The sequence below is a fragment of the Microvirga lotononidis genome (assembly GCF_034627025.1).
Classification (GTDB): domain Bacteria; phylum Pseudomonadota; class Alphaproteobacteria; order Rhizobiales; family Beijerinckiaceae; genus Microvirga; species Microvirga lotononidis.
The window spans coordinates 4,053,168-4,079,610 of record NZ_CP141048.1 but is presented as its reverse complement, the minus strand read 5'-3'; the positions used below and the strand labels follow the sequence as shown (position 1 = coordinate 4,079,610).

Sequence of the window (26,443 nt, the reverse complement as noted above, 5' to 3'; positions counted from 1 at the left end):
TCCCAGAGGTCGGCGCTCAGGTACGATCCGTAGGGGCAAACCTGGACCGGGACTCGGATTATGGCTCTGCCGGCGAGGGAAGGAATAACCCTGCCGACGATCATGCGAGGTATGGGACACCTCGGAAGAATACGGCATTCGGGATGGGGACGGTGCCCTTCCCAAGCTTTCCGGGAGGTCAAGCCGGCATCCTGGCGATTTGCCCGATAGGCGGGTGTTTTCCTTTGTGCTCCGGGAGAGGAACCTCGCCCTTGCGTATCGGTTCTCAAATCGATAGAGAAACCAAGCTGTTGAGGATAACGGGGTGTAGCGCAGTCTGGTAGCGCATCTGCTTTGGGAGCAGAGGGTCGCGGGTTCAAATCCTGCCGCCCCGACCATCTTCACCGGATGAGTCTTGGAGAGAGTCCAAAACCAATGCCTGCACGGATCTATAAGCCCGCCAAGTCCGCAACGCAGTCCGGAATGGCCCGGACCAAGCAGTGGCTTCTCGTTTTCGAGCAGGACAAGCCTCGCGAGATCGAGCCCTTGATGGGCTGGACGAGCTCCGGCGATACCCGCCAGCAGCTCCGCCTCTGGTTCGACACCAAGGAAGAGGCCATGGCCTACGCCGAGCGCGAAGGCATCGCCTACCGTGTCGAGGAGCCCAAGGAGGTCAAGCGGCGGACGATTTCCTATTCCGACAACTTCAAGTTCAACCGCGTCGGCCCCTGGACCCATTGAGGTCGGGACCTACGGCGGAATGGCTCCGTAGCTCAGCTGGATAGAGCAGCCGCCTTCTAAGCGGCAGGTCGTAGGTTCGAGCCCTACCGGAGTCGCCATTCCCTGTCCATGGAGACGCTGTCTCTGGTCCAAAGCTCCTGATCGAATCAGCGCTTGAAAAGAGGATGCTCCACCCGGTCGCCGGGCTTGATCCCGAGCTTGGCCGCCGAACCGGCATTCAGCTCCAGCACGGAGAGCACGGGCTCTCCGGACGGTATGGTCCGCGTCGAGAGCGGCTCGGTATTGGCTGCGATTCGGGCAATGGTGCCATCGGCGCGAATGAACAGCATGTCGAGCGGCAGGTAGGTATTCTGCATCCACATGGAGACGGGCTCGACGCGACCGAAGTCGAACAGCATGCCCTGATCGGCCGGCATGGACCGGCGGAACATCAACCCCTGAGCCCGATCCGCATCGTTGCGGGCGACTTCGACCTTGAAGGTCTGCCGCTGCCCGCCCTTCGTGGCGATGGACAAGCTCTCGAAGGCCTGCGCATAGGCCGCGCCGGCGATCAGGACGAGGACAGCGAAGGCCGATAACGCAGGCCGAATACGCGACAGCACGGGCAAGCTCATCAATGGGAGTGCGGCAGGGCCATGTCGGCCAGACGAACCTCGGCGGCCATGAGGCCCTTGGAACCGTCGCCGAAGCGGACGAAGACGCGCTCGCCCGGCTTCAGCTCGGCAATGCCGTAGCGGCGGAGGGTCTCCATATGGACGAAGATGTCCGGCTTACCCTCTCCCTGGGTCAGGAAGCCGAAGCCGCGCAGACGGTTGAACCATTTCACGACGGCGGGCTCGAGCCCGCTGGTCGGCACGACCTGGACATGGGTGCGCGGCAGCGGAAGTTCGGAGGGATGCAGGGCGGTGGATTCGTCCAGCGAGAGGATGCGGAAGGCCTGGAGGCCCCGGGGACGCTGAACCGCCTCGACGACGATCCGAGCGCCTTCGTTGGCCGCCTGGTAGCCGTCCCGGCGCAGGCAGGTCACATGGAGCAGAACATCGGGCATGCCGTTGTCGGGAACGATGAAGCCGAAGCCTTTGGCCACATCGAACCACTTGATACGGCCGCTGACCTGGACGAGCTCGAGAGCGCCCTCTTCCGAGGCGGGCTGAGCGACCTCGCGGTGGCCCTGATCTAAAGGGGAATTCTCCTCGCGGAGACTGAAAGAATTGGAGCCGTAATCGCCAGTCATGAAAATACCCAAACTCGAATCATGAACCCGATTCTTAATAAGAGGATAACATCGTCCTGAATCAGGGGAAGCCAGAAACGCGCGTCAAAGGCCGATGAAATTTTCGGCAACCTGCATGTTCTTGAAGTTACGATACAAACTCTGAAAGGATAGATCCGATTTCCGCATTGATCACCAGATCGGCAGCCTCGTCCAGGGGGGTTGGCTCCCGGTTGACGATCACCAGCCGGGCTCCGTTCTCCTTGGCGAAAGCCGGAAATGCCGCCGCCGGATAGACCACGAGCGAGGAGCCTGCGACCAAGAAGAGATCGCACGATGCCGTCAATCGCTGTGCCTGACGCATAGGGCCCTCGGGCATGGTCTGCCCGAAGGAAATGGTCGCCGATTTGAGGATTCCCCCGCAGAACCGGCAGTCGGGCGGCTCGCCGTCCGCCTCGAAGCACCGTCTCACCCAGTCGAGCTCATGGCGGCGACCGCAGGACAGGCACTTGGCATAGGTGCCGTTACCATGCAGTTCAATGACCTGATCCTCGGCCAGGCCCGAGGCCTGATGGAGGCCGTCGATGTTCTGGGTGATGACGGCAGGCATCCGGCCCTCTGCGACGAGAGATGCGAAGCCGAGATGCCCGAGGCTCGGGCGTGCGCCCCGATAGAGGTCGTCCATGGCGAATTTGCGCCGCCACGCTTCCCGGCGCGCTTCCGCGCTCTGCAGGAAGAGACCGAAGGAGATCGGCTTGTGCCGCATCCAGGGACTGCCGGGCGAGCGAAAATCCGGGATGCCGCTCTCGGTCGAGATTCCAGCCCCGGTGAAGCCGGCGATCACGCGGGCGTCTTGAATCATGTCCCGTAATGTGGCGATTGATGCGGCAAGGCTTTCAGTCATGTCACTCACATAAGGCTGACAGGCTGTGATGGAATGCCTTCGCCCATGAGACAGACAGACGTGACCGCCACCACCCCTCAAGCCCGCACCGCCGCGTCCCAGCGCTGGGACTCCCTCGACGTCGCCCGTGGCCTCGCGATCGGCGCGATGATCGTCTATCATTTCAGCTGGGACCTCAGCTTCCTTCAGCTGATCGGGACGAACATCCTCCAGGTTCCGGCCTGGCGTTGGTTCGCTCGCGGAATCGCCGGCTCGTTCCTGATGCTGGCGGGCTTCGGGCTGGCGCTCGCCCATATCCAGGGCTTTCGCCGGATCCCGTTCCTGAAGCGCCTCCTGCGGATCGGCGGCGCTGCCTTGGCCGTGACTCTGGGGACCTATTTTGCCTTCCCTGAAAGCTACATCTTCTTCGGCATCCTCCACTGCATCGCCGTCTCGAGCGTGCTGGCCCTGCCCTTCCTGCGTCTGCACCCCGCCCTGACCTTGGCGGCTGCCGCATTCTTTCTAATCGGACCGTGGCTCTTCACGAGCCCTGCCCTCGACGCGCCGTGGCTCGACTGGCTTGGCCTTGGTGCGCGCGAGCCTGTCACGAACGATTATGTGCCGATCTTCCCCTGGTTCGGTCTCGTGCTGATCGGTACCGCCGGCGGGAAACTCATGCTGGCCCGACGGGAGTCGCTCGGCCTGGCGCGCTGGCGCGCCGACAACCCGGTCTTCAGGCTCCTCACCTGGGCCGGTCGCAAGAGCCTGCCGATCTACCTGACGCACCAGATCGTCCTGCTCGGGATTCTCTTCGGAGTTGCGCAGATCGTCGGGCCGTCTCCGGCCGCCGCCTGCCGCCAGATTTGCCTGATGCAGAACGGCGACCCGGGCCTGTGCCCGTCGGTCTGCTCCTGCATCCTGCAGCAGGTCCCGGAGCGCGGCCTCTGGCAAAGGCTCCTCGCCAACAAGGCCGAAGCGGAGGACAACACGCGGGTCTCGCGGGCGGCGCAGCAATGCATGCGCCAGACCCCGCCTTCGTAGAGAAGTGCTGTACATACATCATGGCAGCCGCCGGACTGGATCGGCGACGTGTCCCGGCCAGCCCGCTTCTTTAGGGAACAGCGCTCTACAGATCGGGATCACCGGCACAAGGCCGGAGATGACATGGAGACGTGGTGCGCCAAAGGGTTGTGAGCGTTAGGGCATCGGACGTGAATTCGAACGCACGTGCGATGCTCTAAGCTTTTGTTTTTTGCATCTTTTCACGCAAAACCGGCATCCACTTTTGCGTTCGATGCTTTAGACCACGTTCAGCCGCGTCTCCTTCGCGGCGCGCTCTGCCCTTGCCTCCGCCAGCAGGCAGAGGAGTTCGAACGCGATGGATGCTCCCACCAGAGCGGTGCCACCGGACTGATCGAGCGGCGGGGACACTTCGACCATGTCGGCGCCGATCAGATTCAGGTGCCGGAACCCGCGGACGAGTTGCAGCGCCTCCCGGCTCGTAAAGCCGCCGATCTCCGGCGTCCCGGTGCCCGGCGCGAAGGCCGGATCGATGGAATCGATGTCGAAGGTGAAATAGGTCGGGTCCGTCCCGACGATCCGGCGCGCCTCGGCAATCGCGTAGGGAATGCCCTTCTCCACCACCTCTTCCATGTCGATGATGCGAATTCCCTGATCGAGCGCCCATTCGCGCTCGTCGGCGGCATACATATGGCCACGGATCCCGATCTGCACCATGCGCCTGGGATCGAGCACGCCGTCCTCGATGGCCCGACGGAACGGTGTCCCGTGGGTGAGCTTCTGGCCGCCGAAATAGGTGTCGCCCGTATCGCTGTGCGCGTCCACATGGATCATGCCCACAGGACCGCTCTTGGCCGCGAGAGCCCGCAGGATCGGGTATGAGATGATGTGATCGCCGCCGATGGAGAGGGGCGTCACGCCGCCCTGGTGGAGATAGGAGACTTCTGCCTCGATGCGGCGCAGCGTATCCTGCACGTCTATGGGATTGACCGGAACATCGCCCACATCGGCGCAGGCGCAGAGTTCGTACGGCGCGACCAGCGTTCCGTAATTGACGAGGCGCATCAGGGAGGAGGCCTCGCGCACCTGACGCGGGCCGAGGCGGGTTCCTGGACGGTTGGTGGTCGCTCCGTCGAAGGGAATGCCCAGGATCGCGATGTCGATCTCGCCTGGGGCCTGCGTGGGCGCGAGATAGGGCAGCCGCATGAAGGTCGAGATGCCGGCGAAGCGCGGAACCACCATCCCGGACAAGGGCTGGTAGTTTTCCAGCCGCTGTTCGCGGGAGACGGGCTCGCTCATCTTCTTAAGGTTCTGTGCCATCGATGGTCTCCCCGTGCATCAATGAACGGCGCGGGCAAAAACCCGCTCGATCCGCTCCATCCCCCAATCGATCTCGTCGCGAGTGATGGTGAGGGGCGGCGCGAAGCGCAGCACCGTTCCGTGCGTGTCCTTCGAGAGGACGCCGTTTTCGAGCAGCGCATCGCAAACCGCGCGCGCGGAAACCACGTTGGCATCGACCTCGACGCCGACCCACAGCCCACGGCCGCGCACTTCCTTCACGATGTTGCTGCGCATGGCGCGCAGGCGGTCCTGGAGGTAGCCGCCCATTTCGGCGCTGCGCTCGACGAGATGTTCCTCCTCGATCACCGCCAGGGCCTCCAGGCCGATCCTGGCCGCCAGGGCATTGCCCCCGAAGGTCGAACCATGGGAGCCTGGATTGAAGACCTCCATGACGTCGTGGGTGCCCACGAAGGCCGAGACCGGGTAGACGCCGCCGCCCAGCGCCTTGCCGAGGATCAATCCGTCCGGCTTGATGTTCTCGTGCTGGTGAGCGAACCAGCGGCCCGTGCGCCCGAGGCCGGACTGCACCTCGTCGAGGATCAGAAGCACGTTGTGCCTGTCGCAGATGGCGCGCAGCTCCTTCAGGTAGCCGTCAGGCGGCAGGACGATGCCCGCCTCGCCCTGGATCGGCTCGATAAGGATCGCGCAGGTGTTGCCGGTGATCGCCGCCTCGACCGCGCCCGCATCTCCGAACGGGACGAGCTTGAAGCCGCCCGCGAAGGGACCGAAGCCCTCGCGATAGGATTCGTCGGATGAGAAGCCCACGATGGTGGTCGTGCGGCCATGGAAGTTGTTGTTGGCGACGATGATCTCCGCCTGATCCTTGGCGATCCCCTTCCTGGCATAGCCCCAGCGCCGGGCGGCCTTGATGGCGGTCTCCACGGCTTCCGCGCCCGTATTCATGGGAAGCGCCATATCGAGGCCGGTGACCTGGACGAGGCGCTCCAGGAAGGGGCCAAGCAGTTCCGTGTGATAGGCGCGGCTGGTGACGGCGAGTTTGGACGCCTGCTCCATCATCGCGTTCAGGATGCGCGGATGGCCATGGCCCAGGCTGACGGCCGAATAGGCGCTCATCATGTCCAGATAGCGCCGGCCGTCCGTGTCGGTGGCCCAGACGCCCTTCGCCTCCCTCAGGACGACAGGCAAGGGATCGTAATTGGCGGCCGTGACCGATCGTTCGAGAGCAATGAAATCCATGGGGTCCTCCATGGATAAGCTTATGGGCTCAGCTCCCCGATCGAGGCTGAATCTCCGCACTCCCTCAGCCGATTCTGTCGCGCAACGATAGGCGCGCGCTCAATCCTGGCGGTCCGGGACGGGGAAGCCCTCGAAGTCCTTCAAGGTCTTCAGCACGAAGGTCGTGTGGATGCGCCCGATTCCGAACCCCGGATCCGCAAGATAGGCCTCCGTGAGAGCTTCGTATGCTGCGAGCGTCGGGGCCACGATCCGGGCGATGTAATCGTATTCCCCGTTGACCACCTGGAGTTCGATCACAGCAGGATTGGCTGTTAGTGCCCGCTCCAGACGTTGCCGCGTCCCGGTCGAAGGATCCCGCATGCTGATCCCGGCCAGCGCGATGATGTCGTGGCCGAGGGCGGACGGCTCGATCAGGGCCGTATAGCCCCGGATCACGCCCTTCTGTTCGAGACGCCTCACGCGTTCGAGACAGGGCCGGGCCGAGAGCCCTACCCGCTCCGACAAAGCCTGATAGGTGATGCGTCCGTGATCGCGGAGCGCATCGAGGATCATCAGGTCGATCCGGTCGAGGGAGGGTTTGACGCTGCGGCTTAGCAGCTTCGAGGGCGGCTTCATGGTTCGGCTCGAACAGGGCCCATGAGAACGGTACCGGGGCCGGCAACGGATCGTCAGGTCTCTATCCTACGAGGCATGAGCGTTGCAATTCCACATTAGGAATGAGGCCGAGCCGCACCGGATCGCCATAGGGTTGTGGTCCATCGCCCGGAGGTTGACGGTGCTGCTGCCGCGGGCCGTCCATCAACGGCACCCTGCCGGGCACCGGTCGAAGGCCTCTACGGCATTCTCAACATTTTTATATCATTTCAATATTGTGCTTCAGTTGCGTTCTATTGTAACTCTACGTCACTTATCGAGGGACCCAAATCAGTGAGCCTTCTTTCGGAGACAGAGGTCGCCGACAGCATCGCGGCGCTTTGCAGAGCTCTGAATGAGCACAACAGAAGTACAATCGGCTTGGATATGTCCCTGACCCACACCCTCGGGTTCGATTCGCTCAAGCTGATGCAGTTCTTCGCCGGCGTGGAGGAGCTGTATCCCGCGGCGGCGCTCGAGGACTGGTTCATTGAGAACAGCGCGGACGGGCGCGATACGCTTCGCAGTGCCGTTTCCTATCTCGTCCGATTTCTACCGTCCCACGCGGCAAAAGGTTGAAACCGGCCTCGCCCTTTGCCAACTAGTACCAGCCTGTCGGGAGCGCCCTTTCGGGCAGCTGACTTTTCGCGCGGGATTGGAGGTGCTGTTGTGCTGCGGGATTATATGACCGATCTTCCTCTGGTCGCCATTCTGCGAGGCCTGAAGCCCGAAAATGCCGAAGCCGTCGGTTTTTCCCTGGTAGAAGCCGGCTTCCGGATCATCGAGGTGCCGCTGAACTCGCCCGAGCCCTTCCGCAGCATCGAGATTCTGGCAAGGACGATGCCGAAGGACGTGCTCGTCGGCGCGGGAACCGTCCTTGAGCCGGAGCAGGTCGTAGGCGTCCATGACGTGGGCGGCAAGCTCATCGTCATGCCCCATGCGGATCTCGACGTGATCCGGTCGGCCAAGAAGAACCGCCTCCTCTGCACCCCCGGCGTCGCCACCCCGACGGAAGCTTTCGCTGCCCTCAAGGCAGGGGCGGACGCCATCAAGATCTTCCCGGCTGAGGCCATTCCCCCTGGTGTCGTGAAGGCGTGGCGGGCCGTTCTGCCGAAGGATGCGCTCGTCCTGCCGGTCGGCGGCATCAAGCCGGACAACATGAAGCCTTATGTCGATGCCGGCGCAAACGGCTTCGGCCTGGGCTCGGCTCTCTTCACGCCTGCCATGACCGTCGAGGAGATCGGGCGCAACGCCCGTGATTTCGCCCAATCCTGGCGCGCTCTGAAAGCCGCCTGATCCGCAGGCTCTTTTCATTCTGAGCGACCTGAGCAGGAACCCCTGGGAGCGAAAGCCGTTCTCAGGGAGAAATGCTTGTTCAAGGAGTTCACGATGAAGAAAACGGTACTGCTTCTTGCGGCCACGCTTCTCAGCACGGCCGCCATCGCTCAGGACACCACCACGACCATCAAGAAGGAAGAGGGAATCCTGGGTAGCCAGACAACCATCGAGCGCAAGACCGAGCCGAGCACGACGTCCTCCACCTCGGTCACCACGAGCACGGGTTCGGTGGGCTGCACCACGGAAACCAAGCAGAAGACGAACGAGTTCGGCGATACGACCACCAAGAAGAAGACCGAGTGCTGATCGCACTCGGCTCCTCGCCATTCAGGGCCCGGCCTCGCGCCGGGCCTTTCCTTTTCTACAGGTCAGCGGCGGCGTCCGCCCTGCCCGCCGCGGAAGAACGGGACGGTCAGGAGGCGCCGGCCGGTCTCGTCGGTGATCTCGAGTTCGATATTCCCCGCATCGGCCAACTCATCCCGCAATTCCTCGACGGTAGCGAGGGCCTCGGCCCGGGCGGCTTCGAGGTCGGGAAGTTCGATTCCCTCCTCGTCCTCGTCGAGGTCGTGGCCGTCTCGGATGTTGAAGAAATAGCGGGGCATGGGGATCAAGCTTCAGATGGATGTTTGGCGGAGAGAACGCCCTTGCGGGCGGCAGGTTCAATCAGGAACCCACCCTTCTCCTATACACCTATTTTCCTGAAAAGATGACGCCCATCGCAAGAGTGTAGCGGCCGAGGCCGATCCATGGAGCTTTTTTCATGAGCGCGCGTTGATTGGCACGCCAAGGGTAATAGCGGGTCAACCGTCAGGGACATGTCATGGTCCGTCGCCCTCTTGCCTTAGCCGCCCTCATCGGCGCGGTCGCCGCGTATGGAATCACCCCAACCACCGCGCAAACGTCCTGCGGACCGCGCGAACAGCTCGTGAAGCTGCTTGCCGATCAGTACAAGGAAGACCCCGTCGGCATCGGTCTCGCCCAGCCCGGACAGGTGCTCGAAGTCTTCGCCTCGTCCGGCGGAACCTGGACCATGGTGATGACCATGCCGGACGGCAAAGCCTGCCTCATCGCCGCCGGCAACAATTGGGAAATGGTCACCAAGATCAAGGGCAATCCGGCCTGAGCCGGGCTGCTGCGACGGGCGAAATATCGAACCTGCGAGGTATCGAACCTCTGGGCTGTCGACGGCTATATGCGGGGGATCGGAGAGTGGCGCGCCCTAGGGGAGTCGAACCCCTCTTTCCTGCGTGAAAGGCAGATGTCCTAACCGATAGACGAAGGGCGCGCATTGCTTCGGGGCAGTGCCTCCGAAGTGGGCGAACCTATAGATGGGTTCGTGACGCATCGCAAGCGCCTGATTGGAATTATTCCGGCCTCGCGGCATCCATGATCCGCACCTCGACCTTCTCGTTGCCGCCCCAACGATCGATGGAGAGCGTCCCGGCCACATGGAGCGTGTTACCCATGGCCTGCGACAGGGCGATGCCGAGGGGCTGGCCCGCAGCCCGGAAGGCGATTCCGCCGATGACACTGCCGTCGCCGCCCCTGAGCTTCACGCGCATATGACCGCCACTGCCTACCTCGCGGGCTTCGACGAGCCGATGCTGGGGGAACACGAAGACCGGCTCCGGCTGGCCCTGGCCGAACGGCCCTGCCCGTTCCAGGGCCGCGACCACCGCCGGCTGGGCGCCTGCGGCCGTCAGGGTCGCGTCGATGGCGAAGTTGTCCCTGAGGCGCATGGTGCTCACGGGCTCCGTGAGCCTGTCGGTGACGAAGGTGAGGAACCGCTCCAGATCGACGGCCTGGATCGTCACGCCGGCCGCCATGGTATGACCGCCGCCCTTGATGGCGATACCCGTATCGACGGCGGCGCGCACCGCGTAGCCCAGATCCACGCCGGGGACCGAGCGACCGGAGCCGGTCGCCGTGCCGTCCGGGTTCAACGTGAAGGCAAAGGCGGGACGGCGGAAGCGCTCCTTGGTGCGGGCGGAGATCAGGCCGACCACGCCCGGGTGCCACTCGGCGGAAGCCGTCACGAGAACAGGCATGTCGGGGACCCGCTCCAGTGCCATCATGGCCTGTGCCTCCGCTTCCGCGACGGCCACGACCTCGATGGCCTGACGTTCGCGGTTGAGCCTGTCGAGTTCGGCGGCGAGCCGCCCGGCCTGGACCGGATCCTCGGTCAGCAGGAGCCGCGAGCCCAAGGCCGCATCGCCGATGCGTCCGCCCGCGTTGATGCGCGGCCCGACGAGATAGCCCAGATGCCAGCTTTCCGGCGCTCCCGCGAGGCCTGCCGTATCGAGAAGCGCCGCCAGCCCCACCCGGCGGCGGCTCTTCATGATGGCGAGGCCCTGCCGCACGAAGGCCCGGTTCAGGCCGATGAGCGGCACCACGTCGGCCACGGTCGCAAGAGCGACGAGATCGAGGCTCCCCATCAAGTCCGGCTCCGCCCGTCCCTGGAAGAAGCCGCGGGAGCGCAGCGTCCGGTTCAATGCGACCAGGAAGAGGAACACCACGCCGGCGGCGCAGAGATAGCCGAGGCCCGAGAGATCGTCCTGCCGGTTCGGGTTCACGACGGCGCGCGCGTCGGGCAGCTGCTCGGGCGCCTGATGGTGATCGAGAACGATGGGATCGAGACCGAGCCGCTTCGCTTCCGCCAGAGGTTCGATGCTGGCCGTGCCGCAATCGACGGTCACGAGAAGGTCGGCGCCCTGCTGCTTCAGCGCCCGGATCGCATCCACGTTCGGGCCGTAGCCCTCGGTGATCCGGTCCGGGATGTGGATGGCGTAGTCCAGCCCGCAGGCGCGCAGGTATTCGGCCAGCAGCGCCGCGCTGCAGGCGCCATCCACGTCGTAATCGCCGAAGATCGCCACCTTCTCGTTGCGCTGCACGGAATCGGCCAGCCGGGAGGCCGCAATTTCCATGTCAGTCAGCCCATGCGGATCCGGCATGAGGTCCCGCAGGCGCGGGTTCAGGAAGCGTTCCGTCTCATGGATGCCAACACCCCGCCCGGCCAGCACCCGGGAGAGGACGTCCGGCAGGCCATGAGTCTGGGCGATGGCGAGCGCGATCGTCCCCTGGGCGGCATCGCAGCGCTCGACCCAGGTGCGCCCGAGGGCGGAATTGCTGACGCCGAGAAAGGGTTTCGGCAGCTGGAGAGGAGATGATTCGGTCACAACGGGAGTCTTATCCCCGAATTGTGGTCAAAGCATCTTGGCAAAATACCCCAGCCGCATCTCAACTGTCATGGCCGGCCTTGTGCCGGCGATCTCGATGGTGTGAGGCGCGGCGCTTTCCCGCATCGGGATCACCGGCACGAGGCCGGCAGTGACGTCGTGGCGAAGAACGTCACCCCAACAGGTGGCGGTACTGGATGAAGCCGCTGCGGGCGGCGACCTTGTCATAGAGTGCCTGGGCGGTCGTGTTGGTCTCATGGGTCAGCCAGTAGACCCGGCTCGCCCCATGAGCCTTCGCCTTCTCGTAGACGGCTTCGATCAAGGCCCGCGCCACGCCTCGGCCCCTCGCCTCCTCGGCCGTGAACAGATCCTGCAGATAACAGTAATCCGCCGCCGTCCAGGTGGAGCGGTGATAGAGGTAATGGACGATGCCGACGATCTTTCCGTCGACAACCGCCACGAGGGCGTTCACGGGCTCGGCAGGATCGAGGAAGCGGCGCCATGTGGCATCCGTGACCTCAGGCGGTACGGATGATCTGTAGAACGTCAGATAACCTTGCCAGAGGGGCTGCCAGGAATCCCTGTCGCTGTCGATGATGGGGCGGATTTCGATCATGGGATTTTCCTAACTCTCCGCATCATAATGCCCGGCCTTGCACCGGCCTGAAATGTGGATGGCCGGGACGAGCCCGGCCATGACGCGATCTGGATTAGTATTCCAGTCCCAAGGCGACCTAGTCCAGGTGGAACTTGGACAGCTCCCGGTGCTCGCCGTAGATGCGGCGCACGGTACCGGTGGCGGAGCGATAGACCACCGTTTCGGTGGTGATCACGTCCTTGCCGAAGTGAACCCCTCGGGTGAGAGCGCTGTCGGTCACGCCTGTCGCCGCCACGATCACGTCGCCGCGGGCGAGATCCGTCATGTCGTATTTCCGGTTCGGGTCGGTCACGCCCATCTGGTGCGCGCGGGAGCGCTTCTCCTCGGTATCGAGGATCAGGCGGGCCTGCATCTGGCCGCCGATGCAGCGCAGGGCACCGGCCGCCAGCACGCCTTCGGGGGCCGCGCCGATGCCGAGATAGATGTCGATTCCGGTTTCAGCAGGCTTCGTGGTGAAGATCACGCCCGCCACGTCGCCGTCCGAGATCAGGCGGACGCCGGCACCGGTCTTGCGGATGGCCGCGATCAGGTCAGCGTGACGGGGACGGTCGAGCACGAGCGCGGTGAGTTCGTTCACCTTCACGCCCTTCGCCTTGGCGAGGCTGTGCAGGTTCTCCTCAGGCGACGCGTCGAGATCGACGACGCCCGCCGGGTAGCCGGGGCCGACGGCGATCTTGTGCATGTAGACGTCGGGGGCCGCCAGCAGGGTTCCGGCCTCGGCCATGGCCATCACGGCGATGGAGCCCGGCATGTCCTTGGCGCAGAGCGTCGTGCCTTCCAGCGGGTCGACCGCGATATCGACCTTCGGGCCCTGCTTGTTGCCGACCTTCTCGCCGATGAAGAGCATGGGCGCCTCGTCGCGCTCGCCCTCGCCGATCACCACCGTGCCGTCGATGGGGAGCTTGTTCAGCTCGCGGCGCATGGCGTCCACGGCGGCCTGATCGGCGGCCTTTTCGTTGCCGCGGCCGCGCAGCCTGGCGGAGGCCACCGCCGCGCGCTCGGTGACGCGGACGAGCTCCAGGGTCAGGATGCGCTCGATGATTTGGCCCGGTTGGACGGTAATGCCTTGCGACATGGACTTGTCGTCTCCCATTTGTGATCGTCGGGTCCGGAATGGACCGGTCGTAGCTTACTCGCGTTCGATGCGAATGACTTGGGGCGGCTCGGCGATAAGACCATCCCTGGAGATCTTTTCCAGGGCCGAGCGGATCGAAGCTTCCGTGGCCGCATAGGTGATCAGCACGAGCGAGACCGGAGCCCCCGAGCGCCCATGCGGATCCTGCGTCGCGGCGACTTCCGAGCGCTTCTGCAGGATGCTCTCCAGGGAGATGTCGGCCTCGGCCATCCGGGTCGCGACGCCCGCGGCGACACCCGGGCGGTCATGGACCGTGAGGCGGACGTAATAGCCGCCCTCATGGCGCTGCATGGGCGCGCGGGCGGCCTTCTCCAGTCGAGCCGTCGGGGTGCCGAAGAGCGGCTGCACACTGCCGGTCGCCACATCGGCGATATCGGCCACCACGGCGGAAGCGGTGGCGTCGCCCCCTGCCCCAGGCCCGATGAGCGTCAATTCCCGTACCGCGTCGGCGTCGATGGTGACGGCGTTGGTCACGCCCATGACCTGCGCGATGGAGGACGTGCGCGGCACCATGGTCGGATGCACGCGCTGTTCGATACCGGTCTTGGTGCGCTCGGCGACGCCCAGGAGCTTGATGCGGAAGCCCAGTTCCTTCGCCATGGCAAGGTCGAGCGGCGTGATGGAGGAAATGCCCTCCACATAGATCGCATCAGCGTCGATCTCCGTCCCGAAGGCGAGGCTGGTGAGGATCGCCAGCTTATGGGCCGTATCGAAGCCCTCGACGTCGAAGGTCGGGTCGGCCTCCGCGTAGCCGAGACGCTGCGCATCCTTCAGGCATTCGGCGAAGGTGAGCCCCTCGAGCTCCATGCGGGACAGGATGTAGTTGCAGGTGCCGTTGAGGATGCCGTAGAGGCGCGAGATCCGGTTGGCGGACAGGGCCTCGCGAAGGGTCTTGATGATCGGAATGCCGCCGGCGACGGACGCCTCGAAGGCGAGGGACACGCCCTTGTCTTCCGCCATCCTCGCCAGTTCGAGGCCGTGCTTGGCGAGCAGCGCCTTGTTGGCCGTGACCACGTGCTTGCCGAGCGACAGGGCCGTACGCACCGTCTCGAGGGCCGCTCCGTCCGCACCGCCGACCAGCTCGACCACGCAATCCACGTCCGTCGAGCGCGCCAGTTCGACCGGGCTGTCGAACCACGTGAATCGGGAGAGGTCGAAGCCGCGATCCTTGGTCCGGTCGCGAGCCGAGATGGCCCCAACCTCAACCGGCCGCCCGCCGCGCTGGGCGACAGCCTCGTTCTGGCGGTCGAGAATGCGAATGACCGATGCGCCGACGGTGCCGAGGCCGGCTATGCCGACCCGAAGGGGACGTGTCACGAACAACAGCTCCTCAAAAATGTCGGGCTGCTTTTACGACCGCCAAGGTGTCCTGTCCATGCGGACGCGGAATCCTCGTGGATCCCGCCCCCAGCGGAGATCAGCCCCGGCGCACCATCGGCACCACGTTGTGGAGCGTCTGGTCCGCGTGATCGAAGAACTTGCGGATGTTGCGCGCGGCCTGACGGATGCGCTGCTCGTTCTCCACAAGGGCAATGCGCACATAATCGTCGCCGTGCTCGCCGAAGCCGATGCCCGGCGCCACCGCCACGTCGGCCTTCTCCACCAGCAGCTTGGAGAATTCGAGGCTGCCCATGGACCGGAACTTCTCCGGGATCTGCACCCAGGCGAACATGGACGCGGTCGGCACGGGCACGTCCCAGCCGGCCTTGGCGAAGGACTCGACCATCACGTCCCGGCGGCGCTTATAAGTTGCCCGCATCTCGCGGATGCAGTCGTCCGGCCCGTTGAGAGCGGCGGTCGCCGCCACCTGGACCGGCGTGAAGGCGCCGTAATCGAGATACGACTTCACCCGGGCGAGCGCCGCCAGCAGGCGCTCGTTGCCGACCGCGAAGCCGATGCGCCAGCCCGCCATGGAGAAGGTCTTGGACATGGAGGTGAACTCCACCGCCACGTCGATGGCGCCGGGCACCTGCAGGATGGAGGGCGGCGGGTTCGATTCGTCGAAATAGACCTCCGAATAGGCCAGATCCGACAACAGGATCAGCTCGTGCTTCTTCGCGAAGGCCACGAGATCTCGGTAGAAGTCGAGGGAGGCCACGTAGGCGGTCGGGTTCGACGGGTAGCAGACGACCAGGGCGACCGGCTTCGGGATCGAGTGAGCCACGGCCCGCTCGGCCGCAACGAAGAACTCAGGCGTCGGCTCGGCCGGAACCGACCGGATGACGCCGCCCGCCATCAGAAAGCCGAAGGCGTGGATCGGATAGCTCGGATTGGGCACCAGAATCACGTCGCCCGGCTCGGTGATCGCCTGGGCCATGTTGGCGAAGCCTTCCTTGGACCCCAGCGTCGCCACCACCTGCGTGTCGGGATTGAGCTTCACGCCGAAGCGGCGCTCGTAATAGCCGGCCTGGGCGCGGCGCAGCCCGCCGATGCCCTTGGACGCGGAATAGCGGTCCGTCCGCGGCTTGCCGACCGTCTCGACGAGCTTGTCGATCACGTGCTGCGGGGCTTGGAGGTCCGGATTGCCCATGCCGAGGTCGATGATGTCCGCGCCGTTCGCCCGTGCTGCGGCCTTGATGCGGTTGACCTGCTCGAAGACGTAGGGTGGGAGGCGCTTAATCCGGTAAAAGTCAGGCATGGGTCTCGTCCTCGGGCGGAATCACGGGATTCCGGTATAGGTTCTTAAGCATCGGACCCAAAAGTGGGACCCACTTTTGGGATTGATCCGATGCTCAAATCTTTAGACGGCGCATCGTTCTTCGCGGAAAACCGTATCCACTTTTCCGCACGATGCGCTAGGGCGTTCTCTTGGAATTCGTCTTCTGACGCGTCGGCTGCGACGTGTTGGCTGGAAGCTTGACCGGCTCCGGTGGCGGCGTGTTGCCGAGCGTGGCGGCCGCCGCGCCTGCGGCCTCGTTTCGGGCCCGAAGGGCATCGAGCTCCGCCTCGGCGGCCTTGATCTCGTCTGCCGTCCGGGCCGCGGTCGGCCGGCCTTGGACGGCCGTGCCGATCGGCATGTAGTCCAGGTTCGTCGGTCTGGACTGGACTACGAAATCCTGGCTCGCCGCCGTCTGCGGTCCGGCGCCTACGGCCGCGGCCACGTCCCGCACGGGATTGAAGCCGCCGTTGCAGCCGGCAACGAGCATCGTCACGGCAACGGCCGAAGCACAGCGGATCGGAAAGGGCTTCATACGCATTGTGATACCTAAGATCTGCAACATGACTCTGGCATACCCGACGGGTCGAACGTTAAGATGTCGGAAATGCGGCTTGCGAGCAATGCTGCTGCGATAGAGGGAGATCGCCTTATGGACAAGCCATACGGTGAGGAGAAGACTCAAAGCCCTGTCCCGGACTTCGAGGAACTCTCCCGTAACATGGCGCGCTTCATCGAGGGAGCCGGCAAGGCCGCGGCCGCCTACCTCAAGCCCGTCCAGGAAGGCCAGGCTTCGCCCGAAATCTCAAGTGATGCATCGGAAGCGATCAGATCTCTCGGTCGGGTGGCCGAAGTCTGGATGAGCGATCCCCAGAAGAGCTTCGAGGCCCAGTCCCGCCTGGGAACGCAGTTCCTGTCGCTCTGGGCCTCGACCCTGAAGCGCGCGCAGGGAGAGGCCGCGGAGCCGGTGGCCGAGCCCGAGCCCAGGGACAACCGCTTCAAGGACCCGGAATGGTCCGAGAACCCCATTTTCGACTTTCTGAAACAGGCCTATCTCATCTCGTCCCGCTGGGCGGAGGATCTCGTCGAGAATGCCGAAGGCCTCGATGAGCGGACGCGGCACAAGGCGCAGTTCTATCTCAAGCAGCTCTCGAGCGCGCTCTCGCCCTCCAACTTCCTCCTGACCAACCCGGAGCTGATCCGCGAGACCCTCAAGGAAAGCGGCGCCAATCTCGTGCGCGGCGTGAGCATGCTGGCCGAGGACATCGAGGCCGGCGGCGGCGAGCTGAAGATCAGGCAATCGGACACGAGCCGTTTCAAGGTCGGCGTGAACATCGCCACCACGCCCGGCAAGGTGGTCTTCCGCAACGACTTGATCGAGCTGATCCAATACGCTCCCGCGACGGAGAAAGTCCTCAAGCGGCCGCTGCTGATCGTGCCGCCCTGGATCAACAAGTTCTACATCCTCGACCTCAACCCGGAGAAAAGCTTCATCCGCTGGGCGGTCTCGCAGGGGCTCACCGTCTTCTGCATCTCCTGGGTCAATCCGGCCGAGCAGCACGCCGAGAAGGGTTTCGAGCACTACATGAAGGACGGCATCTTCGCCGCGCTCGACGCCATCGAACAGGCGATCGGCGAGAAGAAGGTGACGGCCATCGGCTATTGCGTGGGCGGCACGTTGCTGGCGACCACCCTCGCCTACATGGCGGCCAAGCGCGACAAGCGGATCGACAGCGCGACCTTCTTCACCGCCCAGGTGGATTTCACCCATGCGGGCGATCTGAAGATCTTCGCCGGCGAGGAGGAGGTGCGCAGCCTCGAGGCCACCATGAAGAAGCGCGGGTACCTCGAAGGCTCGCGCATGGCCAATGCGTTCAACATGCTGCGGCCCAACGACCTGATCTGGCCCTATGTGGTCAACGTCTACATGAAGGGCCAATCGCCCTTCCCGTTCGACCTGCTCTACTGGAATGCCGATTCCACCCGCATGCCGGCGGCGAACCACGCCTTCTATCTGCGCAACTGCTATCTCGAGAACAAGCTCGCCAAGGGCGAGATGGAGCTGGCCGGCGTGAAACTGGACCTGAAGAAAGTGAAGGTGCCGGTCTTCAACCTCGCCACGAAGGAAGACCACATCGCCCCGGCGCGCTCGGTCTTCGTCGGCTCGAAGATGTTCGGCGGGCCGGTGGATTACGTGCTTGCCGGCTCCGGCCACATCGCCGGCGTCGTCAACTCTCCGAGCAAGCCGAAATACCAGTTCTGGACCGGCGGTCCGGTCGAGGGAGAATTGGAGGACTGGATGAAGAAGGCGACCGAGACGTCAGGCTCCTGGTGGCCATACTGGTTCGAGTGGATCAAGGCCCAGGCGCCCCGGATGGTCGCCGCGCGGGAGCCCGGAGGCGGCAAGCTGGAACCGCTCTGCGACGCTCCGGGCACCTACGTTCTGGAGAAATCCTGAACCCTTCGGATCCTCTCACCTGAAAAAGAAAGGCCGGCGGATCCGCCGGCCTTCTTGCTGTCAGCTCGTAAATGCTCAGTACTTGCGAACGAGCGGAACCGCCGGGATCGCGACCTTCGGGTTGTCCCAGCGATAGCGCAGGCCCGCCGAGATGATATCCACGGACGCATCCACGTTCGCCACAAAGGGCAGCCCCTCGAAGTCCTGGTGTCCCGGAAGGATGCGGATATCCGTGTCGCCCGTCGTGAAGATGTGCGTGTAGGCCACGTCGAAGGACAGGCGGTCGTTCCACTGGTAGCTCGCACCGATCGACGCCCAGATGCGGTCGCTGTCGGGGAGACGGGTGGAGCGGATTTCCGTATCGATCGGCGACTGCTCGTAGGCGACACCGGCACGCAGGGTCCACTGGTCGTTCAGCCTGTAGTCCGCGCCGAGGGAGTAGAAGTACCCGTCCTTGTAGTTGAGCGGGATGTCCGTGACGGCAATGCCGCCGGGGCCGATCACGAGAGGCGTCTTGAGGACGCTCCAATTGGTCCATTCGAAACCGGCATGGATGGTGATCGCCGGGGTGATGACCTGCGAGATGCCGACGGTCAGCTGGTCGGGTGTCTTCAGCTTCGCGGTGATCGGAAGGTTGGCGAAGGGGCCGATGGAACCGAACGGAGCCTCCAGGCTGCCCTCGAGCTCATGCTCGACCTGGGAGCGGTAGCCGATGCCGATGGTCGTGCCGGCGAGCGGCGTGATCGTCACGCCGGCCGTGAAGCCGAAGCCGATATCGTCGCCGTCGAGGATGGCGCTCGGGGCGCCGGGCAGCGTCGCGGAGGCGGCCGGAGCACCCGGGAACGGCACAGCCCTCTTGAGGCGAATGTCGAAGTACTGCAGCGACGGGCCGACGGCGAACGAGAACCAGTCGTTCACCTTCACGCCCAGGACCGGGTTGACGTTCACGGAGAAGATCCGGGACGACCGCGAATAGAGCTGACCGGACCAGTTCTGGCGCGGATCGGTCACGAGGCCGTAGGGCGAGGTGCTGGAGAGACCGAGCCAGAACGTGTCGTTGATCTGGAAGGAGGCATATCCGGAGGGAACGAGCGCGTCCTCGCCGATATCTCCGGAGCCGCCGAACACGAAAGTCGGGACGGAGGGCAGAGGGTTGATGTCGACCCGGGGGATGATCAGAGACGCACTCAGCTCGCCCTGCCAGCCGGGCATCATCGTGATGACGGCCGGGTTCCAGAACATGGAGGACAGGTAACCGGAGCCCGATGCGGCACCTGCGAACGAATAGCCCTGCGCCGTGGCGCTCTGCTCGCGCAGCCCGAAGGCGCCGGCATGCGCGCCGCTCTGGGCAACGATGAGCGCTGCAGCGGATACTGCGGCCAGCGACAAAGAACGAGAGAGAAGACCCATGGAGATTTCCTGCCCTTATGCTTTTTTGTGCGGGAGAATCCCGCCGTAGGGGCAATGTGCCAATGCTTATTTTTCGCCGCAATCTTTTCGTGACACCCGAGCAGGACATTAACAATTTCTAAAATAGGCTCTTCAGCTAGAACTTTTACTTCGCTTTACGTTGCTGACGCCGAATAAGCGTCAAGCACGCGTCAATCGTTCATATGTAAACCGATGTATAGTCGGCTCTTATCTTGAGTTGATCTACGTCTCACGCGTAGGTGGAAATCCGGCACTTTGTTCGCCTTCGTGGCAAAACAGCAACATATTTGCGTCTAGAACATGCATTGTAGGGTGGCGCATTCGCGCCAATTATGCACGTGCCGTTACGAGAGGAGCGCTTGATGAAGCTGGTGAGATTTGGAGACGCTGGACAGGAAAAGCCGGGGCTGATCGATTCCAGCGGCCAGATTCGGGATCTGTCGGGCATCATGTCCGATATCGACGGCTCGTCCCTGTCATCCGAGAGCCTGGAGCGCATCCGCAAGACCGATTCCGCCACCCTGCCCGTCGCCCCGTCGGGGCAGCGTCTGGGGGCCTGCGTCGGGCAGGTGCGCAACTTCATCGCCATCGGGTTGAACTATGCCGACCATGCGGCCGAGACGGGAGCGCCCATTCCGGCGGAGCCGATTGTCTTCAACAAGGCGCCGTCCTGCATCGTCGGGCCCAACGACGACGTGATCATCCCGCGCGGGTCGCAGAAGACCGACTGGGAAGTAGAGCTCGCCATCGTGATCGGCCAGCGGGCGTCCTATGTCGGCGCCAACGAGGCGCTCGACTACGTCGCCGGTTACTGCATCTGCAACGACGTGTCGGAGCGCGAATACCAGCTGGAGCGCGGCGGCACCTGGACCAAGGGCAAGGGCTGCCCGACCTTCGGCCCCCTCGGTCCCTGGCTCGTCACGAAGGACGAGGTGCCCGACCCGCAGAACCTGACCATGTGGCTCGACGTGAACGGCGAGCGCATGCAGAACGGCTCGACCCGGACTATGATCTTCAACGTGGCGCAGATCGTCTCCTACGTGTCGCATTTCATGATCCTGGAGCCCGGCGACGTGATCACCACCGGCACGCCGCCCGGCGTCGGCATGGGCATGAAGCCCCAGCGCTACCTGAAGGCCGGCGACGTGGTGTCTCTCGGCATCGAAGGCCTCGGCGAACAGCGCCAGCGCTTCGTCGCCTTCGACGGGCCGGCGCTCGATACCAGCAAGAGCTGGAAGGGCCACTGACACTCTGGAACGACAACGTCCTTCCACGTCATGGCCGGGCTCGTCCCGGCCACCCACACCTTCCTTCCCACCGCTCCGCCCTCAACCTGAGGAGCAGCGCAGCTGCGTCTCGAAGGATCGTCCTGACAGGACAGGAGTGACGCCCTCGACGTCATGGCCGGGCTCGTCCCGGCCATCCCGATACGATGAGGCTCGGCGCTTCAGTTCATCGGGATCACCGGCACGGGTCCCCGGAACAAGTCCGGGGAGGTGAGGACGTGGTGGGTGTGTTGGCGCTCCAATACTTGGTGGGCCAGCCCTGCTACCCTCCATCGTCATGGCCGTGCTCGTCACGGCCACCCACGTCTTCAACCCAAGGCAAAGACGTGGGTGGCCGCACCAAGTGCGGCCATGACGGAGCGGGTGTGGACAGCGTGATGTTATGTTCTCACTTTGTTCTTGACAGGGGGATGAACCTTGGCTATATCGTTACCCATCCCCGCCTGACGAGGGGCGCGCTCGCGAGGCGTCGCAGTTGTGGGGTGGGGAACGGTCCTGCCGCAGGTCTCGCACACCTGCGACGGGAGGCCCTTGGCAGCCCTGTGCTGGTCCAAGTCTAAACGCCTAAAAGTACCGTGCGGGACGAGCAGTTCGGCTCTTCCATTCTCACTCACAAGCGAGCCGGGCTGCCCGACACGCCACCCTCGATCTCCTGAAAGGCTCGCAGCGCAAGCTGCGGGCCCCAAGGTGCTGCTCTTTGACAGGGATGGAACGAGGCACCCGAGGCATGACGGGTCTTCACCCGATGGTCCACATCTTGGGACCTACCATGCTTGCGGGAGATGCTCTGCCTGCCCTGCTCGGCGCTCACCCGGGATGATACGGCTTATTCAAGTCCCAGCATCAGCCGGATGTTCTGCACGGCCGCACCGGACGCGCCCTTGCCGAGATTGTCGAGCCTCGCCACCAGGACGGCATGGTTGTAGCTGTCGTGCTTGAAGACGAAGAGTTCCAGCCGGTCCGTATCGTTCAGGGCCTCCGGCTCGATCCGCTCGATTTTCTTGCCGTCACGGAGCGTCGGCACGACGCTGACGAGGCCGCCGTCCTGATAATGCTTCAGCAGCACCGCTTCGAGATCGGCGGCCTTGGGCTTGCCGGGCAGCAGGTCGAGATGCAGCGGAACGCTCACCAGCATGCCCTGCCGGAAGTTGCCCACCGACGGGATAAAGATCGGCCGCCGCGTCAGGCCGGTGTATTTCTGCAGCTCCGGCACGTGCTTGTGCTCGAAGCCGAGGCCATAGAGCTCAAAGGACGGCGCCGTGCCGGCCTCGTAGGCTTCGATCATCGAGCGCCCGCCGCCGCTATAGCCGCTGACCGCGTTCACGCTGATCGGGTAATCGGCCGGCACCAGACCCGCATCGACGAGCGGCCGGATGAGCGCGATGGCGCCTGTCGGATAGCAGCCGGGATTGGCCACCCGGTCGGCCTTGGCAACCGCGTCCCGCTGCGCGGTGTCGAGCTCGGCAAAGCCGTAGACCCAGCCGGGCGCGACCCGGTGAGCGGTGCTGGCATCGAGGATCTTGGGCTTTCTGCCGCTCAGGGCATCGACAAGGCTCACGGTCTCGCGGGCAGCATCGTCGTGAAGGCAGAGCACCACGAGGTCCACATCGGCCAGGATCTCGCGCTTGGCCTCCGGATCCTTGCGCCGCTCGGGATCGATGCTGCGGATGGCGACGCCCTTCACGTCCTTCAGACGCTCGCGGATGCCGAGGCCCGTCGTGCCGGCCTCGCCGTCGATGAAGACGGTCCTGGTCTGCTGGTCGAGAGCGGATGATCTGTCGAGCGTCGCGGTCATGGTCGATCCAATCTGTCGTCGATGCTGGAGATAGGGCGAAACGCGTCAGCCCTGCAAGGTTTCAGAAAAACAAAAGCCGCGCTCCCGGCGCGGCTGGCAGACGAGCGGACGAATGGCCCTCATCGCAGGCGCGCAGGCGCGGCGAAGAAGCGACGTCGGATGTCTGAGAAGATCGTCATGGCGCGATCTATGCGGCCGCAAGGCCATGCTTGTCAAGGAAGACCCCACGGGCCCATGAACGCAGAAAGGGCGGCCCGAGAGCCGCCCTTTCCGAAATATCTGCTTGAATAAGCCTTAGCGCTTCGAGAACTGGAAGCTGCGGCGGGCCTTCTTCTTGCCGTACTTCTTACGCTCGACGACGCGCGGATCGCGGGTCAGGAAGCCTTCCTTCTTGAGCGGGCCGCGAAGCTCCGGCTCGTAGTAGGTCAGCGCCTTGGCGAGGCCGTGACGGACCGCGCCGGCCTGGCCGGAGAGACCGCCACCGTCGACGTTGACGGTGATGTCGTACTGGCCTTCGCGCTGGACGATCTGGAGCGGTTGAGCGAGGATCATGCGCAGCACGGGACGGGCGAAGTATACCTCGGCCGAGCGGCCGTTGATGACGATCTTGCCGGAACCGGGCTTGATCCACACGCGGGCGACGGCGTCCTTACGCTTGCCGGTCGCGTAGGCGCGGCCGAGCGAGTCGAGCTTCTGGACGTGCTTCGGAGCTTCCGGAGCAGCGGTCTGGGCGTTCTGGCCCAGATCGGCGAGAGACTGAAGAGTCGCCATGGATTAGGCCCTCACGTTCTTGGCATTGAGGGCAGCGACGTCCAGGACCTCAGGCTGCTGAGCGGTATGCGGATGCTCAGCGCCGCCATAGACGCGCAGGTTGCCCATGATCTGACGGAAAAGCGGGCCGCGGGGAAGCATGCGCTCCACAGCCTTCTCGACCACGCGCTCAGGGAAGCGGCCGTCGAGAATGAACTTCGCGGTGCGCTCCTTGATGCCGCCCGGATAACCGGTGTGGTGATAGTACACCTTCTGCTCGCGCTTGCGGCCGGTGAACACCACCTTGTCGGCGTTGATGACGATGACGTTGTCGCCGCAGTCGACGTGGGGCGTGTAGTTCGCCTTGTGCTTGCCACGCAAACGCATGGCAACGACCGAAGCGAGACGGCCCACAACGAGGCCCTTCGCGTCGATCACAACCCACTTCTTCTCGACCTCGGCGGGCTTCAGCGAAGTCGTAGTCTTCATTGCGCTGTATCCCGTTGGAGCCACATGGCTCAGGTTCTGAAAACGACAAACCGCCGCGAGATGCGGCGGCGAGTGATGGCTGTTTAGTGAGATCGAACACCGAAGTCAACAACATCTTCGAACGCAAGACATCAGGAAAACCCTTATAAAACAAGCCTTAGCAGGCATATGGTATCATGGCACCACACATACCCTACCATGATACCACATATCTTTGGCTTCGAGCCGATTAACGCTATGCTCGTCCATGGCGGCGCGTCCGCAGATTCGGAGAGGCTCCCGATGACCGACGAACTGATCTTCTTTACGAACCCAATGTCCCGTGGGCGCATCGCCCGATGGATGCTGGAGGAAACGGGCTGCGCCTATCGCACGGAGGTCCTCGATTTTGGTCCGGATATGAAGTCGCCAGGCTATCTGGCCATCAATCCCATGGGAAAGGTGCCTGCGGTTCTCCATAAGGGCAAGATCGTCACCGAGGCGGCCGCGATCTGCGCATACCTGGCCGATGCCTTTCCCGAGGCCGGGCTCGCTCCGCCCCTGCCGGAGCGGGCCGCCTATTACCGCTGGATGTTCTTTGCTGCGGGCCCGGTAGAAGCAGCCTTGAGCAACAAGGCATTCGGCTTCGAGGTCCCTGCCGACCGTCAGCGGGCCATCGGCTACGGCAGCATCCAGAACGTGGTCGACGTCCTGGATTATGCCGTCACCCAATCCGAATACATCGCAGGCGACCGCTTTACGGCGGCGGACGTCTATGTCGGCTCGCAGATCGGTTGGGGCATGATGTTCGGCACCCTGGAGAAGCGGCCCGCCTTCGAAGCCTATTGGCAGCGGATCAGCTCCCGTCCGGCGGCCGTCCGGGCGCGGGAAATCGACGATGCGCTTGTAGCTGCCCAACAAGCGACCGCGGTTTAAACGTCATCGCGGATCAAGGATCTTGGCACTCTGATAAGCTTCGAATCGCTTGCATGAGAGATTGTTTTAGCTCTGCACTCAGCTGGGCTTCATTGGCACACATGTGCATCGCCCGACAGGCGACTGCCGGTTGAGAAGGCCAAGACAATGCTCCATCCACCGCCCCTTCGCATTTGAGATAAGCGTTTTTGTTTTCCCAGGAGACGGCCTCTGGAAAAAGCTCTTGAAAGCCCGCCGTCATCCTGTCGAGCCAAACGGCGAACGCAAGGATAGCGAAAATCCCCGCTCCGACGACACTCATAATCAACTTTCTCATGACGGTATCGAATAGGTCCCGGTCGCATGGCAGACGATGTCGGGATTGCCTTCGGACGTGATCGACACGTCGCCGACCGCCAGTCGCTTGCCGAGCTTGAGCAGGCGGCAATCGGCGATGAGGGCCCGGGGTTCGGGCTTCCGCAGAAAGTTGAAGTTGAGGCTCGTGGTGACGGCGAGCGCCACGGGGCCGATATGGGCGAGAATGGCCGCGTAGAGAGCGAGATCCGCCAGCGCCATCATGGCCGGACCCGAGATGGTGCCGCCGGGGCGCAAATGGCGCTCATGATATTCCATGCGCATCCGCGCCGAAAGCGGACCGATCTCATCCACGAAATAGCTGCGTCCTCCCGCGTGCATCTGCGGAAATTCCCGGTCGAGGAACGCCGTCAGATCGTCTTTCGTCATGATCGGATGATGCGAAGCCATGCGTGAAATGCTCATTGAACTGCCCTGCCTCATCCCATACGTTCCATCCATGAACCACGACAATTATCCGAACGATTACATCCGCGGCATCCTCAACAGCGTGAAGACCATCGCGCTGGTCGGCGCCTCGCAGAACCCGGCGCGGCCGAGTTGGATCGTGACCAAATACCTGCTGGAGCGGGGCTACGACGTCATCCCGATCAATCCAGGCCTGGCGGGCGGCGAGCTTCTCGGCAAGAAGGTCTACGCCTCTCTCAAGGAGGTGCCCGTCCCCATCGACATGGTCGAGATCTTCCGCAACTCGGAAGCCGCCGGTCCGATCACCGACGAGGCCTTGGCGCTTGATCCCCTGCCCAAGGTCCTCTGGATGCAGCTCTCCGTCCGCAACGATGAGGCCGCCGCCAAGGCGGAAGCGAAGGGCCTGAAGGTCGTGATGGACCGCTGCCCGAAGATCGAGTTCGGACGCCTGTCGGGCGAAATCTCCTGGCAGGGCGTGAACTCGCGCATGCTGAGCTCCAAGAAGCCGGTCCTGTCAGGCAAAGGGTTTCAGAAACTCAGCCTCAACAGGCCTTGAGAGGCTCCCGTTCTGCGCTGTCATGGCCGGC

The 26,443-nt window shown here is 63.8% G+C and carries 29 protein-coding genes and 3 tRNA genes; 12 read left to right on the top strand and 20 right to left on the bottom strand.

Annotated features, from left to right (window positions below):
• Window positions 1–300 precede the first annotated feature (300 nt).
• The 3 genes from U0023_RS19345 to U0023_RS19335 all read left to right on the top strand — a co-directional run bounded on the left by U0023_RS19345 (window position 301) and on the right by U0023_RS19335 (window position 818).
• Window positions 301–377 (top strand) — tRNA-Pro (locus U0023_RS19345).
• A 37-nt stretch (window positions 378–414) separates the two neighbouring features.
• Entirely contained in the window at window positions 415–720 is a 306-nt protein-coding gene (locus tag U0023_RS19340; RefSeq protein WP_009491559.1) for an ETC complex I subunit, read from the top strand.
• Window positions 721–741: 21 nt separating this feature from the next.
• Window positions 742–818, top strand: a tRNA-Arg gene (locus tag U0023_RS19335).
• A gap of 48 nt (window positions 819–866) precedes the next feature.
• Here the strand turns inward: U0023_RS19335 and U0023_RS19330 are convergent.
• From U0023_RS19330 to U0023_RS19320, 3 genes are all read right to left on the bottom strand, one after another.
• Complete coding sequence (locus U0023_RS19330; RefSeq protein ID WP_009491557.1) at window positions 867–1,334, bottom strand: DUF192 domain-containing protein; 468 nt, start codon at window positions 1,332–1,334, stop codon at window positions 867–869.
• Entirely contained in the window at window positions 1,334–1,954 is a 621-nt protein-coding gene (locus U0023_RS19325; protein ID WP_009491555.1) for a cold-shock protein, read from the bottom strand. Before U0023_RS19325 ends, U0023_RS19330 begins: the two co-directional genes overlap by 1 nt.
• Before the next feature lie 127 nt (window positions 1,955–2,081).
• A complete protein-coding gene (locus U0023_RS19320; RefSeq protein ID WP_040638430.1) occupies window positions 2,082–2,837 on the bottom strand; it encodes an SIR2 family NAD-dependent protein deacylase in 756 nt (251 codons plus the stop codon).
• Between the two features lie 45 nt (window positions 2,838–2,882).
• On the opposite strand from U0023_RS19320, the gene U0023_RS19315 reads away from it, so the two are divergent.
• Window positions 2,883–3,857 carry a DUF1624 domain-containing protein gene (locus U0023_RS19315; protein WP_052600516.1) on the top strand — a complete coding sequence of 325 codons (975 nt, stop codon included), beginning with the start codon at window positions 2,883–2,885 and terminating at the stop codon, window positions 3,855–3,857.
• 258 nt (window positions 3,858–4,115) lie between these two features.
• On the opposite strand, the gene speB is transcribed toward U0023_RS19315, so the two are convergent.
• From speB to U0023_RS19300, 3 genes are all read right to left on the bottom strand, one after another.
• Entirely contained in the window at window positions 4,116–5,156 is a 1,041-nt protein-coding gene (speB, locus tag U0023_RS19310; protein ID WP_009491549.1) for an agmatinase, read from the bottom strand.
• Window positions 5,157–5,174: 18 nt separating this feature from the next.
• Window positions 5,175–6,374 (bottom strand): ornithine--oxo-acid transaminase, encoded by a 1,200-nt coding sequence (rocD, locus tag U0023_RS19305; protein WP_009491547.1) that lies wholly within the window; start codon window positions 6,372–6,374, stop codon window positions 5,175–5,177.
• A 99-nt stretch (window positions 6,375–6,473) separates the two neighbouring features.
• A complete protein-coding gene (locus U0023_RS19300) occupies window positions 6,474–6,989 on the bottom strand; it encodes an Lrp/AsnC family transcriptional regulator (protein ID WP_009491545.1) in 516 nt (171 codons plus the stop codon).
• A gap of 399 nt (window positions 6,990–7,388) precedes the next feature.
• On the opposite strand from U0023_RS19300, the gene U0023_RS19295 reads away from it, so the two are divergent.
• The 3 genes from U0023_RS19295 to U0023_RS19285 all read left to right on the top strand — a co-directional run bounded on the left by U0023_RS19295 (window position 7,389) and on the right by U0023_RS19285 (window position 8,651).
• Window positions 7,389–7,586, top strand: coding sequence for a hypothetical protein (locus U0023_RS19295; RefSeq protein WP_154661040.1), 198 nt, complete (start codon window positions 7,389–7,391; stop codon window positions 7,584–7,586).
• Window positions 7,587–7,691: 105 nt separating this feature from the next.
• Complete coding sequence (locus U0023_RS19290; protein WP_210161001.1) at window positions 7,692–8,303, top strand: 2-dehydro-3-deoxy-6-phosphogalactonate aldolase; 612 nt, start codon at window positions 7,692–7,694, stop codon at window positions 8,301–8,303.
• Window positions 8,304–8,396: 93 nt separating this feature from the next.
• Window positions 8,397–8,651, top strand: a complete 255-nt coding sequence (locus U0023_RS19285) for a hypothetical protein (protein WP_009491533.1) — start codon at window positions 8,397–8,399, stop codon at window positions 8,649–8,651.
• Between the two features lie 62 nt (window positions 8,652–8,713).
• On the opposite strand, the gene U0023_RS19280 is transcribed toward U0023_RS19285, so the two are convergent.
• The gene (locus tag U0023_RS19280; protein ID WP_009491531.1) at window positions 8,714–8,947 is read right to left on the bottom strand and encodes a DUF6894 family protein; all 234 of its coding nucleotides are present in this window, start codon (window positions 8,945–8,947) and stop codon (window positions 8,714–8,716) included.
• A 218-nt stretch (window positions 8,948–9,165) separates the two neighbouring features.
• On the opposite strand from U0023_RS19280, the gene U0023_RS19275 reads away from it, so the two are divergent.
• The gene (locus U0023_RS19275) at window positions 9,166–9,468 is read left to right on the top strand and encodes a hypothetical protein (protein ID WP_009491530.1); all 303 of its coding nucleotides are present in this window, start codon (window positions 9,166–9,168) and stop codon (window positions 9,466–9,468) included.
• Between the two features lie 87 nt (window positions 9,469–9,555).
• On the opposite strand, the gene U0023_RS19270 is transcribed toward U0023_RS19275, so the two are convergent.
• The 7 genes from U0023_RS19270 to U0023_RS19240 form a co-directional block, all read right to left on the bottom strand.
• A tRNA-Glu gene (locus tag U0023_RS19270) sits at window positions 9,556–9,630 on the bottom strand.
• Window positions 9,631–9,709: 79 nt separating this feature from the next.
• Window positions 9,710–11,521 (bottom strand): single-stranded-DNA-specific exonuclease RecJ, encoded by a 1,812-nt coding sequence (recJ, locus tag U0023_RS19265; RefSeq protein ID WP_009491529.1) that lies wholly within the window; start codon window positions 11,519–11,521, stop codon window positions 9,710–9,712.
• A gap of 172 nt (window positions 11,522–11,693) precedes the next feature.
• Entirely contained in the window at window positions 11,694–12,137 is a 444-nt protein-coding gene (locus tag U0023_RS19260; RefSeq protein WP_009491527.1) for a GNAT family N-acetyltransferase, read from the bottom strand.
• A gap of 118 nt (window positions 12,138–12,255) precedes the next feature.
• A complete protein-coding gene (glpX, locus tag U0023_RS19255) occupies window positions 12,256–13,254 on the bottom strand; it encodes a class II fructose-bisphosphatase (protein WP_009491526.1) in 999 nt (332 codons plus the stop codon).
• A 54-nt stretch (window positions 13,255–13,308) separates the two neighbouring features.
• Entirely contained in the window at window positions 13,309–14,631 is a 1,323-nt protein-coding gene (locus U0023_RS19250) for a homoserine dehydrogenase (RefSeq protein ID WP_009491525.1), read from the bottom strand.
• Window positions 14,632–14,731: 100 nt separating this feature from the next.
• Entirely contained in the window at window positions 14,732–15,952 is a 1,221-nt protein-coding gene (locus tag U0023_RS19245; protein ID WP_009491524.1) for an LL-diaminopimelate aminotransferase, read from the bottom strand.
• Between the two features lie 157 nt (window positions 15,953–16,109).
• Window positions 16,110–16,511 carry a hypothetical protein gene (locus tag U0023_RS19240; RefSeq protein ID WP_009491522.1) on the bottom strand — a complete coding sequence of 134 codons (402 nt, stop codon included), beginning with the start codon at window positions 16,509–16,511 and terminating at the stop codon, window positions 16,110–16,112.
• Window positions 16,512–16,622: 111 nt separating this feature from the next.
• On the opposite strand from U0023_RS19240, the gene U0023_RS19235 reads away from it, so the two are divergent.
• A complete protein-coding gene (locus U0023_RS19235) occupies window positions 16,623–18,428 on the top strand; it encodes a PHA/PHB synthase family protein (RefSeq protein ID WP_009491520.1) in 1,806 nt (601 codons plus the stop codon).
• A 75-nt stretch (window positions 18,429–18,503) separates the two neighbouring features.
• On the opposite strand, the gene U0023_RS19230 is transcribed toward U0023_RS19235, so the two are convergent.
• Window positions 18,504–19,838: an OmpP1/FadL family transporter gene (locus U0023_RS19230; RefSeq protein WP_009491518.1), complete on the bottom strand. Its 1,335-nt coding sequence runs from the start codon at window positions 19,836–19,838 to the stop codon at window positions 18,504–18,506.
• Between the two features lie 383 nt (window positions 19,839–20,221).
• On the opposite strand from U0023_RS19230, the gene U0023_RS19225 reads away from it, so the two are divergent.
• Entirely contained in the window at window positions 20,222–21,106 is an 885-nt protein-coding gene (locus U0023_RS19225; RefSeq protein WP_009491516.1) for a fumarylacetoacetate hydrolase family protein, read from the top strand.
• An 865-nt stretch (window positions 21,107–21,971) separates the two neighbouring features.
• On the opposite strand, the gene argC is transcribed toward U0023_RS19225, so the two are convergent.
• From argC to rplM, 3 genes are all read right to left on the bottom strand, one after another.
• A complete protein-coding gene (gene argC / locus U0023_RS19220; RefSeq protein WP_009492707.1) occupies window positions 21,972–22,940 on the bottom strand; it encodes an N-acetyl-gamma-glutamyl-phosphate reductase in 969 nt (322 codons plus the stop codon).
• A gap of 294 nt (window positions 22,941–23,234) precedes the next feature.
• Window positions 23,235–23,711: a 30S ribosomal protein S9 gene (gene rpsI, locus U0023_RS19215; RefSeq protein WP_009492705.1), complete on the bottom strand. Its 477-nt coding sequence runs from the start codon at window positions 23,709–23,711 to the stop codon at window positions 23,235–23,237.
• A 3-nt stretch (window positions 23,712–23,714) separates the two neighbouring features.
• The gene (gene rplM / locus U0023_RS19210; protein WP_009492703.1) at window positions 23,715–24,179 is read right to left on the bottom strand and encodes a 50S ribosomal protein L13; all 465 of its coding nucleotides are present in this window, start codon (window positions 24,177–24,179) and stop codon (window positions 23,715–23,717) included.
• 282 nt (window positions 24,180–24,461) lie between these two features.
• Between rplM and U0023_RS19205 the strand changes: the two genes are divergently transcribed.
• Window positions 24,462–25,094, top strand: coding sequence for a glutathione S-transferase family protein (locus U0023_RS19205; RefSeq protein ID WP_009492701.1), 633 nt, complete (start codon window positions 24,462–24,464; stop codon window positions 25,092–25,094).
• A 13-nt stretch (window positions 25,095–25,107) separates the two neighbouring features.
• Here U0023_RS19205 and U0023_RS19200 read toward each other — a convergent pair whose 3' ends face one another.
• Window positions 25,108–25,410 (bottom strand): hypothetical protein, encoded by a 303-nt coding sequence (locus U0023_RS19200; RefSeq protein WP_040639252.1) that lies wholly within the window; start codon window positions 25,408–25,410, stop codon window positions 25,108–25,110.
• Window positions 25,407–25,838 (bottom strand): PaaI family thioesterase, encoded by a 432-nt coding sequence (locus U0023_RS19195; protein ID WP_009492699.1) that lies wholly within the window; start codon window positions 25,836–25,838, stop codon window positions 25,407–25,409. Before U0023_RS19195 ends, U0023_RS19200 begins: the two co-directional genes overlap by 4 nt.
• Between U0023_RS19195 and U0023_RS19190 the strand changes: the two genes are divergently transcribed.
• Window positions 25,837–26,412, top strand: coding sequence for a CoA-binding protein (locus U0023_RS19190; protein WP_407667361.1), 576 nt, complete (start codon window positions 25,837–25,839; stop codon window positions 26,410–26,412). The genes U0023_RS19195 and U0023_RS19190 overlap by 2 nt on opposite strands.
• The last annotated feature ends 31 nt before the right edge of the window (window positions 26,413–26,443 follow it).

Coding starts and splice junctions, on each gene's coding strand:
- U0023_RS19190 (WP_407667361.1), top strand. CDS start 25,837: ATGCGTGAAATGCTCATTGAACTGCCCTGCCTCATCCCATACGTTCCA.
- argC (WP_009492707.1), bottom strand. CDS start 22,940: ATGACCGCGACGCTCGACAGATCATCCGCTCTCGACCAGCAGACCAGG.
- U0023_RS19230 (WP_009491518.1), bottom strand. CDS start 19,838: ATGGGTCTTCTCTCTCGTTCTTTGTCGCTGGCCGCAGTATCCGCTGCA.
- U0023_RS19320 (WP_040638430.1), bottom strand. CDS start 2,837: ATGACTGAAAGCCTTGCCGCATCAATCGCCACATTACGGGACATGATT.
- U0023_RS19200 (WP_040639252.1), bottom strand. CDS start 25,410: ATGAGAAAGTTGATTATGAGTGTCGTCGGAGCGGGGATTTTCGCTATC.
- U0023_RS19340 (WP_009491559.1), top strand. CDS start 415: ATGCCTGCACGGATCTATAAGCCCGCCAAGTCCGCAACGCAGTCCGGA.
- U0023_RS19280 (WP_009491531.1), bottom strand. CDS start 8,947: ATGCCCCGCTATTTCTTCAACATCCGAGACGGCCACGACCTCGACGAG.
- U0023_RS19300 (WP_009491545.1), bottom strand. CDS start 6,989: ATGAAGCCGCCCTCGAAGCTGCTAAGCCGCAGCGTCAAACCCTCCCTC.
- U0023_RS19315 (WP_052600516.1), top strand. CDS start 2,883: ATGAGACAGACAGACGTGACCGCCACCACCCCTCAAGCCCGCACCGCC.
- U0023_RS19195 (WP_009492699.1), bottom strand. CDS start 25,838: ATGGCTTCGCATCATCCGATCATGACGAAAGACGATCTGACGGCGTTC.
- U0023_RS19205 (WP_009492701.1), top strand. CDS start 24,462: ATGACCGACGAACTGATCTTCTTTACGAACCCAATGTCCCGTGGGCGC.
- rplM (WP_009492703.1), bottom strand. CDS start 24,179: ATGAAGACTACGACTTCGCTGAAGCCCGCCGAGGTCGAGAAGAAGTGG.
- rocD (WP_009491547.1), bottom strand. CDS start 6,374: ATGGATTTCATTGCTCTCGAACGATCGGTCACGGCCGCCAATTACGAT.
- glpX (WP_009491526.1), bottom strand. CDS start 13,254: ATGTCGCAAGGCATTACCGTCCAACCGGGCCAAATCATCGAGCGCATC.
- U0023_RS19225 (WP_009491516.1), top strand. CDS start 20,222: ATGAAGCTGGTGAGATTTGGAGACGCTGGACAGGAAAAGCCGGGGCTG.
- U0023_RS19235 (WP_009491520.1), top strand. CDS start 16,623: ATGGACAAGCCATACGGTGAGGAGAAGACTCAAAGCCCTGTCCCGGAC.
- U0023_RS19260 (WP_009491527.1), bottom strand. CDS start 12,137: ATGATCGAAATCCGCCCCATCATCGACAGCGACAGGGATTCCTGGCAG.
- U0023_RS19240 (WP_009491522.1), bottom strand. CDS start 16,511: ATGCGTATGAAGCCCTTTCCGATCCGCTGTGCTTCGGCCGTTGCCGTG.
- rpsI (WP_009492705.1), bottom strand. CDS start 23,711: ATGGCGACTCTTCAGTCTCTCGCCGATCTGGGCCAGAACGCCCAGACC.
- U0023_RS19330 (WP_009491557.1), bottom strand. CDS start 1,334: ATGAGCTTGCCCGTGCTGTCGCGTATTCGGCCTGCGTTATCGGCCTTC.
- speB (WP_009491549.1), bottom strand. CDS start 5,156: ATGGCACAGAACCTTAAGAAGATGAGCGAGCCCGTCTCCCGCGAACAG.
- U0023_RS19245 (WP_009491524.1), bottom strand. CDS start 15,952: ATGCCTGACTTTTACCGGATTAAGCGCCTCCCACCCTACGTCTTCGAG.
- U0023_RS19325 (WP_009491555.1), bottom strand. CDS start 1,954: ATGACTGGCGATTACGGCTCCAATTCTTTCAGTCTCCGCGAGGAGAAT.
- U0023_RS19285 (WP_009491533.1), top strand. CDS start 8,397: ATGAAGAAAACGGTACTGCTTCTTGCGGCCACGCTTCTCAGCACGGCC.
- U0023_RS19290 (WP_210161001.1), top strand. CDS start 7,692: ATGACCGATCTTCCTCTGGTCGCCATTCTGCGAGGCCTGAAGCCCGAA.
- U0023_RS19275 (WP_009491530.1), top strand. CDS start 9,166: ATGGTCCGTCGCCCTCTTGCCTTAGCCGCCCTCATCGGCGCGGTCGCC.